A 14,065-nucleotide genomic window follows, 5' to 3' on the forward strand; every position below is an offset into this window, starting at 1 on the left:
AAGGAGAATGAATTATGAGAAAATTTAATATTACCGTAAATGGAAAATCATATGAAGTTGAAGTAGATGAGGTAACTGAAGGCTCATCCAGCACTTATCAAGCTCCAGCAGCACCTGCATCTGCACCCAAAGCAGCACCTGCGCCTAAAAAGGCCGCACCTGTGAAAAAAGCCCCAACAATAGTAAGCGGCGGAGAGACAGTTACAAGCCCTATGCCGGGAACAGTGCTGGATGTAAAGATAAAAGAAGGAGACACAGTTAAAAAGGATGATGTCCTCTTTATACTGGAAGCCATGAAAATGCAGAATGAGATAAGAGCTTCAAAAGGTGGAACTGTAGCACAAGTAGTAGTTACAAAAGGAACCTCAGTAAATACAGGAGATACTCTGGCAGTATTAAAATAGCACCTTTATTAACAATATCTAATTATAGTTTAAATTTGAAATAGGGAGGTAGAAAGATGATAACAGATTCTGTTACAGGTGCAGTTCTTATTTCCATAATAGATATGATACTGCTGCTTTTTTTCCTATATGTCATAGGTTTGATTTTAAAATTACTCCCACTGATTAATAAAATTCACTCTAATTCTCATGGGAGGGAAAAACATGATAATACTTAATGCACTTAATTCAATGTGGCATTCAACGTCTTTGATAAACTTATCAATTGGAAATATATTTTTGATTATTCTGGGTATAGTGTTCATTTACCTTGCCATAGTTAAAAAATATGAACCTTTCTTACTTGTAGGAATAGGCTTTGGATGTATAGTTGCAAATGTACCTGGCAATGAACTTATTAAACCAGGCGGACTTTTCAGTTATTTTTACTTAGGAGTTCAAAAGGTTGTTTTTCCACCACTTATATTTCTTGGGGTGGGTGCCATGACAGATTTTGGACCCATGATTGCAAATCCAAGTCTCATGGTACTGGGTGCATTTGCCCATGTGGGAATATTTATAGCAATCATTGGAGCTAAAGTACTTCACTTTACATTAGCTGAATCAGGTGCTATAGGAATAATAGGTGGAGCAGATGGACCTATGGCCATATATGTTACGCAGACATTGGCGCCTCATCTGATGGCACAGATTTCTGTGGCGGCATATTCCTATATGGCACTTATGCCGCTTATACAGCCGCCAATTATGAAATGGCTCACAACTCATGAGGAAAGAAATATAATGATGAAGCAGTCAAGAGCAGTAACCAAAAGGGAAAAAATTTGTTTTCCAATACTTATAACAATAATAATTGACTTATTGCTTCCTCCAATTGCACCACTTATAACCATGCTGATGCTTGGAAATTTATTTAAGGAATGTGGAGTTGTAGACAGACTTGCCAAAACTGCCAGCAATTCATTTATGAATGTAATTACCATAATGCTGACATTATCTATAGGTTCAAGAATGGGAGCAGATACTTTTCTTACAGTAAAAACGCTTGAGATAATAGTACTTGGACTTGTAGCTTTTATGACAGGTACTGCAGGAGGTATCTGGGGAGGAAAGATCTTGTGCAAATTGTCACATGGAAAGATAAATCCTCTTGTTGGATCTGCAGGTATAGCTTCGGTTCCAATTGCAGCTAGGGTTTCACATAATGTAGCACTGCAGGAAAATAAATATAATTTCCTTATAATGCATGCAATGGGTCCTAATCTGGCCGGTGTATTTGGAACTGCGATAGCTGGTGGAATACTTATAACTTTGATTCCCCATTAATACAGAGGATGCAGTTAAAAGTTTAAATTAAATACACGTACTGTATATTATTTATATGCAGTACGGATCCAATTTTTATGTTTTCACAGGTTAATAGCAGAAAAAATTTTATGTATCATAATTCTGTACTTCCATCTGTAAGTGGAGAAAAGTGATAGAAACAAAATTTCAAGATAATTCAGCATATTATATTGATATTATAAGGAAAACGTTAACAGCAATGTGCAATTTATATTTTGGGGAGGGATTAGAAAATGAAAAAAGGATATATATTTATAATTTTAACTGCCATTTTCTACAGCACCGCTGAAGTTGCAGGAAGAATTCTAGCACAGACAGGCAGTATGGATCCATTTCAGGTCATGTTCATTGCCTTCTTGATAGGGGCCATAATATTATGCCCTCTGGCCACCAAGGATATCAAAGCCAGAAAACTGAAAATAAAAGCTGATGACTTAAGATATTTTGCCATCTGCGGTATATCGGCAGTTACTGTATCAATGGTGCTGCTCCAGTTTGCAGTTACCTACACCAAGGCATCCACTGCAGCAGTTCTGTACTGCTTAAATGCAGTATTTTCAATACCTTTTGCATATTTCATGCTGAAGGAAAAAATTACAAAGGGAACGCTTATATCCATGGTGGTTTCTTTAATTGGTGCCGTAATAATACTCAACCCTTCAGAAATTGTAGGAGGACTTGGAAATTCCAGGGATATTATAGGAATGATCTTTGCACTCGGTTCTGCAGTGAGCTGGTCTTTTTATACAGTGTACAGCAAGAAGAGGGTTGATATATACGGAGGATACGTTTCCAATTTCTTTGGATTCTGTTTCGGAGTACTGGCACTGCTGATTATTCTCGTGGCAACTGGCAGACCGATCTTTTCAGGAATAACTTTGCAAAACATACTGGTATTATTATACATGGGTATTTTCATAAAGGCAATCGGATATATATGCTATATGGGTGCTATAAGGGAAACTTCGGCAATAACTGCATCCATGGTATTTTTGATAAAGCCTGCACTGGCCACTATTTTTGCTATAATTATATTGGGCGAGAGCATAAAGGTGAATATGATCATAGGTATAATATGTATAATTGCAGGTTCTTATGTTAAAATGAGCTCAGGTAAAAAAGAAAAGAGAATACAATCCCAGAAAGCTTAGTGTGTGTAATTTTAGATTAATAGAGCAGCATAGGTTATTGCAATAGATAATCAGGTGACTCTAAATATAAAGAAAGATCATATTATGAAATATGATCTTTCTTATTTTTAGTTTCCCTTTTTATTATGAAGTTTTTAGCATTCATTTCAAATGTATCATCCAGGGGCTCTAATTTTACCTCTTTATATTTCATTGAAAGAGCTGTGTATATGAGTCTGTCTGCCAACTCAGGATTTTTGGAGAGAAGAGAACCGTGAAAGTAGGTGCAGAGGCAGTTTTTATAGATGCATCCTTCAAGACCATCTTCACCGTTGTTTCCATAACCTGAAATGACTTTTCCAAAAGGTTCCAAGTCATTTATATAGGTCTTTCCCGAATGATTTTCAAATCCTACATAGGTTTCGTTGAATTTTTTATTGTAGATCACTGTGTTTCCAATGAACCTTTTGCTCCCACCTTCGGTATGTATGTTCAGCACATCGAGGCCTGGAAGTTTTTCACCATCTGGAGTGCAGTAATATTTGCCTAAAAGCTGATAACCACCGCAGATAGACAGAAATACTTTTCCTCCTTCTATATAATTTATTATGCCTTCCCTTTTATTTTTGGTCAAATCCTCTGATACTATGGATTGTTCATAATCCTGTCCGCCTCCAAAAAAAGTTATGTCATAACTGGAGTCATCAAAAATATCACCTAGAGATACATTGAATATATTTACGGATATTCCACGCTGCTGGGCTCTGTATTTTAGAATACGAATATTTCCCAAATCGCCATATACATTTAAAAGATCAGGATACAAGTGGCATATGTTAAGTTCCATTTTATATCACACTCCCTATTGATTTGAATATTTTTACCATAATTTTTTGATATAACCTTTAGAATTGAGAAACTTTCTCAAACTTATCATGGCAGTATAAGTGGCGAGTACATATACAGTATTTGATTCGCAATTCTTTACTTCTTCTATTAGTTGTTCATAAGTCTTACAGATTATAAAATTTTTTTCCGGCAGGCCTGCGACCTTTAACCTTACGGCCATATCATAGAGTCTTATGCCGGATATCATTATTTTATCTATACTCAGAGAAGACAGCCTTTCAAAGTTAACATCCCATATCCAGGATACATCTCTTCCGTCTGCGTAATTGTCATTTAAAAGTACCACCAGATTGAAAGTTCTGTCATCAAGGCTTATAGTGTTTATAGCCTGATCATAACCGGCAGGGTTTTTTACCAGTATTATTTTCACTTCTTTGCTGCCTACTTCTATGCTTTCCTGCCTTCCAAAAGCACTTTGCTGTTTTTTAAGTGAATTATATATATGAGAGGTTGATATCCCGCAGACAACGGCTACAGAATAGGCACACAGAGCATTGTACATATTATATATGCCTGGCTGATTTATGTAATAGTCCTCTCCGTTTATCACTACTGAAGAGCCGTCGGGAGTCTGAAACTTAATCTCATCCAGGACATAATCCAGATCAGGTCTTTTGTAACCGCAGTTTTCACAATAGTAATCGCCTAAATGGCTGTATGTAAGAAAATTATATTTGTATGGGCTTTTACATTTTTTGCAGAACTTAGCGTCTGCGTTTATAGATACCTCCTTATCTCGAGTGGGGGAACAGTTGAAGCCATAGTAAATAGTTCTGTTTGGCACATTCAAATCTCCCAGCAGTGATTCATCACCGTTTAGAACTAAATTTGTCAAGGGAGCCTTTTTAATACCCTGAAGAATCTTTTGCAAAGTTGTATAGACTTCACCGTATCTATCCAGCTGATCTCTGAACAAGTTGGTAACTGCTATAACTTCCGGAGTTATATAATCTGTAAAAAAAGATACGTTTGCTTCATCACATTCTATGACTGCATAATTTGTTTCGCAGCATTTTTTAAATGAGTAATTTTCCACAAAGCAGGCAACTATACCCGTAATCATATTTGCTCCTGTACTGTTTGTTATCACAGATTTTCCGGTATCCTTTAATATGTTGTATATCATGCTGGTAGTAGTGGTTTTCCCATTTGTGCCGGTTATAAGTATAATTTTATAATTTTTACATATGACTTTTAAGATATTCTTATCAAGTTTCAATGCAACCTTGCCAGGGAAATTACTTCCACCTTTAAATAACAATTTTGACAACTTTATTATAGCCTTGGAAATAATAATACTAAAAAAAGATTTTATATTGATTTTTCACACCACCTTTATGTAAATAAAAAAATATTATGTCGTTTCTTATGTAAATTAACTCTTAAATATTATAATACAATACGATGCTTTTTACATTAGAAAAACAAAAAAAGGTCCCATAAATTATATATATAAGATGGAAAAATCAAAAAATAGAAATTTTTAATTCGCATATAAGAATTTTTTAATTCACGATATAATGTATCATATATAAAATTAGAATAGCATAATAATATTTAATTATAAATAAAGAATATGTTATTGCAAGCCTTAATCCAAAAAATCTATATAATGAAAAAAATATAATTTTTTTGTTGCATTTTTCTATAAATAGTATAATATATAATTATAAGACTATTCGGGGGGGGAAAAGAATATGAATATGGACTTGACGTATTTGAATATCGACAGATATAGGGCTATGTATAGAAATTTACCGCCAGCAAAACTTATAGAGCTTTCAATCAAAAGGAACGAGGGCATCTTATCTAATAAGGGAGCCTTGATGATTAACACAGGAAAGTATACAGGAAGATCTCCCAAAGACAGGTTCATAGTCAGACAAAAAAGTATAGTGGATAAGATAAATTGGGGTAATACAAACTTATCCATAGATGAAGGAACTTTTGACAGACTATATAACAGAGTATTGAGCTATCTGCAGGACAGAGATATCTTTGTATTTGATGGATTTGTAGGTGCATTAAGTGAATATTCGATGCCTATAAGAGTCATATGTGAAAAAGCTTCTCAGGCTCTATTTGCAACACAGATGTTTAGGAGACCAGCCCTGGATGAGCTGAAGAATTTTGATCCAGAGTTCAATGTAATAGCTGTACCCGACTTTAAAGCCTGCGGAAAAAATGATGGGATCAATTCGGAAGCTTTTATATTGATAAATTTTGACAAAAGGGTAATATTAATAGGTGGAACGAGTTATTGCGGTGAAATAAAAAAATCGGTGTTTTCGGTGATGAATTTTTTGTTGCCACAGAAAGATGTTATGCCCATGCATTGTTCCGCTAATATAGGGGATGATGGAAAAACTTCTTTATTTTTTGGACTTTCGGGAACTGGAAAGACCACGCTTTCTGCAGATAAAGATAGAAAATTAATTGGAGACGATGAGCATGGATGGTGTGATGAAGGGGTGTTCAATTTTGAAGGTGGATGTTATGCCAAAACTATAAGGCTGGACAGTGTAAAGGAACATGAAATATATGGAGCAATAAAATTTGGAACTGTTCTTGAAAATGTAGTGGCAGATGAAAGCGGAGTGCCTGATTATAATGACAGCAGATATACGGAAAATACAAGAGCTGCCTACCCTATAGAATATATAGAAAATGTGGAAAAAAGCGGAGTTGGAGGGAACCCTCAGGCTATAATATTTTTAACCGCAGATGCTTTTGGAGTGATGCCTCCTATATGCAGGTTGTCCAAAGAAGCTGCTATGTACCACTTCATGTCAGGATATACAAGTAAGGTGTCTGGAACAGAAAGAGGAATAACTGAACCTGAAGCCACTTTTTCAGCATGTTTTGGAGAGCCTTTCATGTTGATGCATCCTGCAGTATATGCCAGGCTGCTGGGAGAAAAGATAAACAAGCATAATACGGAAATATATATGGTGAACACGGGCTGGATAGGCGGCGAATATGGAGTTGGGAAGAGAATAGATCTACCTTATACCAGAGCAATGGTAAAAGCTGCTCTGGAGGGAAAGCTCAAAGATGGGAACTTTATAGAACACCCTATATTTAAAGTGATGATGCCTACAAGCTGTCCTGGAGTTCCGGATGAAATATTAAATCCGAGAAATATGTGGAAGGATAAAAGAGCCTATGATATCAAGGCACAGGAGTTATCCAGAAAATTTCAGGAAAATTTCAAGAGATTTGAAGGCATTTCACAGAATATAATAAATGCAGGCCCAAGGGTTGAATCTCTGAGCCGTATATAAGTGTGGCATTGATATAAATAATTCTCAGGATTTAATTATGAAATACTTAGGGGATATATTTTATGAAAGAGATATCTGTGAATGGTAAAAGAGTTATAATTAGAAAGGCTAATAAATCTGATGCAAGAGCATTAATAGAGTATCTTAATGTGATTGCAGGAGAATCAGATTTTTTGACCTTTGGAACAGGTCAGATAGATATAAGTACTGAGCAGGAAGAAACCTTTATTGAGAATTCTTTGAGAAAAGAAAATGCATTATTTATTGTAGCGGAAATCAATGGAAAAGTAGTTGGAAATTTGAACTTCTCTGGAGGGCTAACACAAAGAACTGCTCATATTGGTGAGCTTGGAGTAAGTATCCTTAAAGAATATTGGGGAAATGGTATTGGAAGGGAGCTTATAGAGTATTTGATCAGCTGGAGTAGAAATTCGAAAATAATTCGAAAAATCAATTTGAGAGTTAGAACTGATAATAAACGAGCTATTAACTTATATAAGAAACTTGGTTTTTCAAAAGAAGGAATAGTAAAAAGAGATTTTTTAATTAATGAAAAATTCTATGATTCTTTAACAATGGGATTACTGATTGATTGAAGTACAAATAAAAATTACTCATGAAACCTGATAATGAGTCGCTGTACTAAAAATAGTGCAGCGGCCTTTTTTAATATATTCAATTAGCAAATTTTCATTGTGTATATGTTACAATTTATTAATAATACACTTGTTGGTAAAAAACTTACAATAATAGTATAATGGTGATATTGCATTATTAATTGTAAATGCAAGTATGACAGGATACTTGATGTCCTGCACATTATAGGAGAAAGAGGGGAAGTAGAAATAATGGAAATAATTTTTATTATTAAAGCTGTTATTATTGGAATAGTGGAGGGAATAACCGAATTTCTTCCAATATCTTCTACAGGACATATGATAATAGTGGGAAATCTGATAAACTTTAAAGCACCTGCTTATAACAAAGTTTACATAGACATGTTCGAAATTGTAATTCAGCTTGGAGCCATATTGGCCATAGTAGTTCTTTACTGGAATAAAATATTTAACTCCCTTAAAAATCTTGCACCTGGCAAATGGGGATTTAAGCTCTGGTTCAGTATTTTGGTTGCCTTTATACCTTCTGCAGTTGCTGGATTTATTTTTAATGATATTATTCAGGAAAAATTGTTCAATCCCGTTACCGTTTCCTGTGCCCTTATATTCGGGGGTGTACTCATGATATACATGGAGAACAGGTATAGAAAGGGAAATAGTATTAGAAAAATTGAAGATGTAAATATTGTACAGGCATTTAAAATTGGGTGTTTCCAGTGTCTGTCATTATGGCCGGGAATGTCTAGATCTGCATCTACCATAATCGGAGGCTGGGTAAGCGGGCTTACCAATGTAGCTGCAGCGGAATTTTCCTTTTTTCTGGCAATACCTACTATGATAGCTGCGTCCGGCTGGTCTCTCATAAAAGTTAAAATATCCATGAACTCCATTCAGATAATTGGGCTTGTTATAGGATTTGTAGTTTCATTTTTAGTGGCACTGGTAGTTGTGGATAAATTCATAGGATTTTTAAAGAAAAAACCTATGAGGGTATTTGCCGTATATAGAATATTTATAGGAATAGTGGTACTTGTTTTGGCTTTTACAAAAGTTATAAATGTTTAGGCATAAATGTATATGAGTGTATATTTTATAATGAACCGCGATATGACTTGCTTCATTAATGAATATATATGAATTAAGTAATGCAGGATTAGCATATATGAAATGCAGATTTTGTTGTTTTTAATTCTAAATAATATTTATTTTTATTAACATATTTCAGCGATTTAGTGTAGAATATTTAATAGGGTTAAATTTAATGGATAAATGGGATTCGCAATTAATCTTATAAATTTTAGGAGGGACTAACATGAATTATAATGTAGCAGTAGTGGGATGCACTGGAATGGTAGGAAGAAAGTTTCTTCAGGTACTGGAAGAAAGAAATTTTCCAATAAAAAATTTATATTTATATGCTTCTGCTAAATCCAGCGGAAAGGTATTGAAATTTAAAGATGTGGATTTCACAGTAGAAGAGTTGAATGAGGAAAACGTAAAAAATAAAAAAATAGATATTGCCTTGTTTTCAGCAGGGGCGGGCGTGAGTCTCAAATTTGCTCCTGTATTTTCAAAATATGGAGCAGTGGTTGTGGACAACAGTAGTGCCTGGAGAATGGATGAAAAGGTGCCTCTGGTAGTTCCCGAGGTGAATCCGGAGGATATAGAGTGGAACAGCGGAATAATAGCTAATCCAAATTGCTCTACCATACAGGCGGTGGTAGCCATTAAGCCTCTCTATGACAAGTATGGCATAAAGAGAATAGTGTATTCTACATATCAGGCTGTATCTGGCGCTGGTATGGGTGGATACAACGATCTCATAGAAGGATATAAGGGAAATCCACCTAAAAAATTTCCTTATCCAATAGCAGGAAATATACTTCCGCATATAGATGTTTTTATGGACAATGGATATACTAAGGAAGAAATGAAAATGATAAATGAAACCAGAAAAATACTGCATGATGATGCTTTGAAAATTACAGCTACTACGGCAAGAGTACCAGTGGCATATGGGCACAGTGAGAGTATAAATATAGAATTTAAGAAGAATTTCAACATAGAAGATATATTTAAACTATATGGTGAATATGACGGAATAATATTAAAAGATGATGTTGAAAATCTAGTATATCCCATGCCTTTGGATTCTGCTGGAAAAGATGAAGTGTTTGTGGGAAGAATACGAAGAGACTTTAGCCTGGAAAGTGGAATTAATCTATGGGTGGTGGCAGACAATATAAGAAAAGGTGCAGCTACCAATGCTGTTCAAATAGCAGAATGTATAATCAAAAATGAAAGATAATTGATGTATTTTATTAAATATTTTAATGACGAGGTGTTATTATGAGTTTATTTAGGGGTTCAGGGGTTGCTATAATTACTCCATTTAAAGACAATGGAGTTGATTTTGAAAAATTAGAGGAATTATTGGAGTGGCACATTGAATCCGGTACTGATGCGATAATAATCTGTGGAACTACCGGAGAGGCGTCTACCATGACTGAAAAAGAGAGAAAGGACACTATAAAGTTTACTGTAGATACCGTTAAAGGGAGAATTCCTGTTATTGCAGGAACAGGAAGTAATTGTACCCAGGCTGCCGTAGATATGAGCAAATGGGCAGAAAGCATAGGTGTAGATGGGGTTCTGGTGATCACACCCTACTATAATAAGACTACGCAAAAGGGGTTGGTGGAGCATTTTAAGGCAGTGGCTTCAAGTATAAAAACTCCTGTGGTCATATATAATGTACCAGGCAGAACCGGGCTCAATTTAAAGCCTGAAACTCTGGAAAAATTATGCCGCGTAGAAAATATTGCCGCTGTGAAAGAAGCTAGTGGAAATATAAGTCAGATTGCCAAAGTAAAGGCACTGTGCGGAGATAATATTGATCTGTATTCGGGAAATGATGATCAGACCATACCTATACTTTCCCTGGGTGGAATAGGTGTTATATCGGTACTTGCCAATATTATTCCAAAAGACATGCATGATATGTGTAAGTTGTTTTTGAAGGGAAATGTGAAAGAAGCGTTGACCCTTCAGCTAAAGGCTCTGTCTTTAATGAATGCCATGTTTGTGGAAACCAATCCTATACCTATAAAGACGGCCATGAATATCTTGGGAATGAATGCAGGAGATCTGAGACTTCCTCTTTGCAGCATGTCAGAAGGAAATTTGGAAATTGTGAAATCAGAGCTTAAAAATTATGGACTTTTGAAATAAAAATAGAATAAATTATTGAGAATATTGTGTAAATAGAAAATTTTATTTTTTCAATTTAACGTGAAAGACTGATTTCTTTCACGTTAAATTGTATATGCCAAGATTTAAATTTTTTAAAATAAAGTAATTGTAAGGAGAGGTATGAATGGTTAGAGTTATATTAAATGGATGCAATGGCAAAATGGGAAAAGTAATACAAAATTTGGCGGAAAAAGATTTAAATGTATCTATAATGGCAGGGGTGGATAAAAATTCTGGACAAAATAAATTTCCAGTTTTTCCTGGTATAGATCAGTGTAATGTTGAAGCAGATGTCATATTGGATTTTTCCAGACCTGATGCATTGGATTCACTTATCGAATATGGAAAGAGAAAAAATATTGGTATAATATTTTGCACTACGGGATATGATGATAATCAAATCAAAAAAATAAAAGAGGCTTCAAGTAGCATTCCTATTTTTCGATCGGCCAATATGTCCATAGGTATAAATGTGATAAATAGAGTATTAAAGGATATAAGTGGTTTTTTGTATAAAAATTTTGATATAGAGATAATAGAAAAACATCATAACCAAAAGGTGGATGCTCCAAGTGGAACGGCATTGATGCTTGGAAATACTATAAAGGATTCCATTTCCCAGGATATAAATTTTGTAAATGGGAGGGAAGGAATTAGAAAAAGACTTCATAATGAAATAGGTTTTCATGCTGTAAGGGGAGGAAGCATAGTAGGAGAACATGAAGTTATATTTGCAGGACAGGGTGAGACAGTAGAAATAAAACATACGGCCATTTCCAGAGAGGTATTTGCAGTAGGAGCTTTAAAGGCCTGTGAGTTTATGTACAAGCAAAAAAGCGGATTTTATTCCATGGATGATGTGATTTCATATTAAAATTAAAATAAAAGTGAGGTGAAAAGCGGCAGGCATGTAATTAATGTTCTGCTCTAGAAGCAGAAGCATGGCTGCCGCAGAATGATGAAAGTTTCTGAAATTATGAGGCAGAGAATGAGTTTTTCCTTTGAAGTGTTTCCGCCAAAAGCGGATAAACCTCTGGACAATCTTTTGGACACTTTGGAACACCTTTATGTATTTAATCCTGATTTTATCAGCTGTACCTATGGTGCCGGGGGAACAAATGCAGGGAGAAATGTTGAAGTCTGCAGTGCAATTGCAAAGAGCGGCAGAACCATCCCTGTAACCCACTTCACCTGCATTGGAAACAGCAGGGAGGATATAAGAAAAAGTCTGCACACATATCTGGATAAAGGAGTCAACCACATATTGGCACTGAGGGGTGATTTCCCGGAAGGATGGCAGGGCACAAGGGGCGATTTTAATTATGCAAATGAACTGGTGGAATTTATCAAGAAAAATTTCCCTGAATTCTGCATTGCTGCAGCAGGTGATCCTGAAAAACATTTCCAGGCGGACTCCTTTGAAGAAGATATCGCCCATCTTCGTGTGAAACAGGATGCAGGTGCTGATTATATAATGACCCAGCTGTGCCATGATGTAGAGCAATACAAGTGGTGGGTGGACAAAATTCGAAAAGCAGGCGTTTCACTGCCCATAGATGTAGGGCTGATGCCGGTACTTTCAAAAGATCCCATCATCAGGATGACAGTATCCAACGGCAGCTCAATTCCAAGGGAACTTGCGGAAATAATCGCAAGATATGGTGATAATCCGGAGGATTTTAAAAAAGCAGGTAAAGAATATACTATAAAACAGATCTACAGTTTTATTAATGCAGGAATAAACGGACTTCATATTTATTCCCTGAATAGATGGAAGGACGTAACCGACATTTTAAATGAATCTGGTATCCGAAATTTGAATACGTCAGCAGCCAGGTGATGATTTTTAAAAAACTTGTGTATTAGATTTTAATGGGTATGGAGTTATATGGAGATCAATTCCATACCTATTTCACTGCTTTTTATTTTAAAGAATCTATCCAGCTTTCTATTTTTCCCATGGAGGATTTGAGCTCATCCATGCTGTATGCATATGAGATTCTGACATGACCTTCACCTTTTGTTCCAAAAGCGGAACCGGGTACTATGGCAACTCCTGCCTCTTTTAATAACCTTTCACAGAATTCATCGCTTTTCATGTTGAATTTTTCTATGGAAGGAAATACATAAAAGGCACCTTTAGGTAAATTCAATTCAAATCCCAGGGATTTTAATTTACTGTATATGTAATCTCTCCTTTCCATGAATTTTGAGCACATGTAATCTACATCCTTCATACAGCTTTTTAATCCTTCACAAGCTCCCCATTGTGAGATGGAAGGGGCACAGGATGAGTTATATTGATGGACTTTTATTATTTGATTCATAAATATTTTGTCTGCACATACATATCCTATTCTGAGACCTGTCATTGAAAACATCTTGGAAAAGCCGCTTACCAGTATAATTCTATCTTTTATTTCATCATATTGTGCTGGAGAATAATATTCTTTTTCAAAGCACAGAGAAGCATATATTTCATCGCTTATTACAATTAAATTATTTTTTTTAATGAGCTTTAAAAGTTTTTCATTGTCCTCTCTGGATAAAACAGCCCCCGTAGGATTGGAGGGGTAGGATAAAACCATTGCCTTGGGCTTTTCATCTTCAAGTATTTTTTCCAAATTCTCAAAGTCTATGGAGAAATTCTCTTTCAAATCATAATTTAGTATATTCCCGCCCAAGATTTTTACACAGCTTTCATAAGCTGGATAGGCCGGGTTTGGTATGAGTATTTTATCTCCTCTGTTTATCAAGGCAGCAAATACGTCCATAAGAGCTTCACTTCCGCCCATTGTAATACAGATTTCGTCTTTTGTGTAGTTTATACCAAGCTTCCTCAGATATTTTGATATTTCCTCTCTGAGCTCTATGATGCCTGCAGTTGAAGTATATGTAGTTTTATTTTCCTCAATAGCTTTTACCATGGCCAGTTTGATCTTATTGGGTACGTTGAAATCAGGCTGTCCCAGTGTAAGGGATATTGCACCTGGATACTGGATAACTTTGTTGTAAAATTTTCTGATACCTGAAATTTCCACGGATTGTACATTTTTTGATGTGCTGTTCAAATTTACACTTCCCATCTATATATAAACTTTATTTTTTCTTTATCTTTAATA

At 35.4% G+C, this 14,065-nt stretch carries 14 protein-coding genes; 11 read left to right on the plus strand and 3 right to left on the minus strand.

Annotation, left to right across the window (positions count from 1 at the left end):
- The first annotated feature begins 14 nt into the window (after window positions 1–14).
- From CLLU_RS03605 to CLLU_RS03615, 4 genes are all read left to right on the plus strand, one after another.
- A complete protein-coding gene (locus tag CLLU_RS03605) occupies window positions 15–404 on the plus strand; it encodes a biotin/lipoyl-containing protein (protein WP_106008216.1) in 390 nt (129 codons plus the stop codon).
- Window positions 405–460: 56 nt separating this feature from the next.
- The gene (locus CLLU_RS18835) at window positions 461–622 is read left to right on the plus strand and encodes a hypothetical protein (protein WP_170065727.1); all 162 of its coding nucleotides are present in this window, start codon (window positions 461–463) and stop codon (window positions 620–622) included.
- Window positions 609–1,730 carry a sodium ion-translocating decarboxylase subunit beta gene (locus tag CLLU_RS03610; RefSeq protein ID WP_106008217.1) on the plus strand — a complete coding sequence of 374 codons (1,122 nt, stop codon included), beginning with the start codon at window positions 609–611 and terminating at the stop codon, window positions 1,728–1,730. Before CLLU_RS18835 ends, CLLU_RS03610 begins: the two co-directional genes overlap by 14 nt.
- Window positions 1,731–1,984: 254 nt before the next feature.
- Window positions 1,985–2,902 (plus strand): DMT family transporter, encoded by a 918-nt coding sequence (locus CLLU_RS03615; RefSeq protein ID WP_106008218.1) that lies wholly within the window; start codon window positions 1,985–1,987, stop codon window positions 2,900–2,902.
- A gap of 82 nt (window positions 2,903–2,984) precedes the next feature.
- Here the strand turns inward: CLLU_RS03615 and CLLU_RS03620 are convergent, their stop codons facing one another.
- On the minus strand, window positions 2,985–3,728 hold the full coding sequence (locus tag CLLU_RS03620; protein WP_106008219.1) for a type 1 glutamine amidotransferase: 744 nt from the start codon (window positions 3,726–3,728) through the stop codon (window positions 2,985–2,987).
- A gap of 33 nt (window positions 3,729–3,761) precedes the next feature.
- Window positions 3,762–5,069 (minus strand): MurT ligase domain-containing protein, encoded by a 1,308-nt coding sequence (locus tag CLLU_RS03625; RefSeq protein ID WP_420536064.1) that lies wholly within the window; start codon window positions 5,067–5,069, stop codon window positions 3,762–3,764.
- 418 nt (window positions 5,070–5,487) lie between these two features.
- On the opposite strand from CLLU_RS03625, the gene pckA reads away from it, so the two are divergent.
- The 7 genes from pckA (at window position 5,488) to CLLU_RS03660 (ending at window position 12,783) form a co-directional block, all read left to right on the plus strand.
- A complete protein-coding gene (gene pckA / locus CLLU_RS03630; RefSeq protein ID WP_106008221.1) occupies window positions 5,488–7,074 on the plus strand; it encodes a phosphoenolpyruvate carboxykinase (ATP) in 1,587 nt (528 codons plus the stop codon).
- A 62-nt stretch (window positions 7,075–7,136) separates the two neighbouring features.
- A complete protein-coding gene (locus CLLU_RS03635; protein WP_106008222.1) occupies window positions 7,137–7,670 on the plus strand; it encodes a GNAT family N-acetyltransferase in 534 nt (177 codons plus the stop codon).
- Between the two features lie 252 nt (window positions 7,671–7,922).
- Window positions 7,923–8,756 carry an undecaprenyl-diphosphate phosphatase gene (locus CLLU_RS03640; RefSeq protein WP_106008223.1) on the plus strand — a complete coding sequence of 278 codons (834 nt, stop codon included), beginning with the start codon at window positions 7,923–7,925 and terminating at the stop codon, window positions 8,754–8,756.
- Window positions 8,757–9,003: 247 nt separating this feature from the next.
- The gene (locus CLLU_RS03645; RefSeq protein ID WP_106008224.1) at window positions 9,004–9,999 is read left to right on the plus strand and encodes an aspartate-semialdehyde dehydrogenase; all 996 of its coding nucleotides are present in this window, start codon (window positions 9,004–9,006) and stop codon (window positions 9,997–9,999) included.
- A 41-nt stretch (window positions 10,000–10,040) separates the two neighbouring features.
- Window positions 10,041–10,922 (plus strand): 4-hydroxy-tetrahydrodipicolinate synthase, encoded by an 882-nt coding sequence (dapA, locus tag CLLU_RS03650; RefSeq protein ID WP_106008225.1) that lies wholly within the window; start codon window positions 10,041–10,043, stop codon window positions 10,920–10,922.
- Window positions 10,923–11,067: 145 nt separating this feature from the next.
- Window positions 11,068–11,817: a 4-hydroxy-tetrahydrodipicolinate reductase gene (dapB, locus tag CLLU_RS03655; protein ID WP_106008226.1), complete on the plus strand. Its 750-nt coding sequence runs from the start codon at window positions 11,068–11,070 to the stop codon at window positions 11,815–11,817.
- Window positions 11,818–11,931: 114 nt separating this feature from the next.
- Entirely contained in the window at window positions 11,932–12,783 is an 852-nt protein-coding gene (locus CLLU_RS03660) for a methylenetetrahydrofolate reductase (protein ID WP_337955486.1), read from the plus strand.
- A gap of 82 nt (window positions 12,784–12,865) precedes the next feature.
- On the opposite strand, the gene CLLU_RS03665 is transcribed toward CLLU_RS03660, so the two are convergent.
- Window positions 12,866–14,029, minus strand: a complete 1,164-nt coding sequence (locus tag CLLU_RS03665) for a pyridoxal phosphate-dependent aminotransferase (protein ID WP_106008227.1) — start codon at window positions 14,027–14,029, stop codon at window positions 12,866–12,868.
- Between the last annotated feature and the right edge of the window lie 36 nt (window positions 14,030–14,065).

This window comes from Clostridium luticellarii (genome assembly GCF_002995845.1).
Taxonomy (GTDB): Bacteria; Bacillota; Clostridia; order Clostridiales; family Clostridiaceae; genus Clostridium_B; species Clostridium_B luticellarii.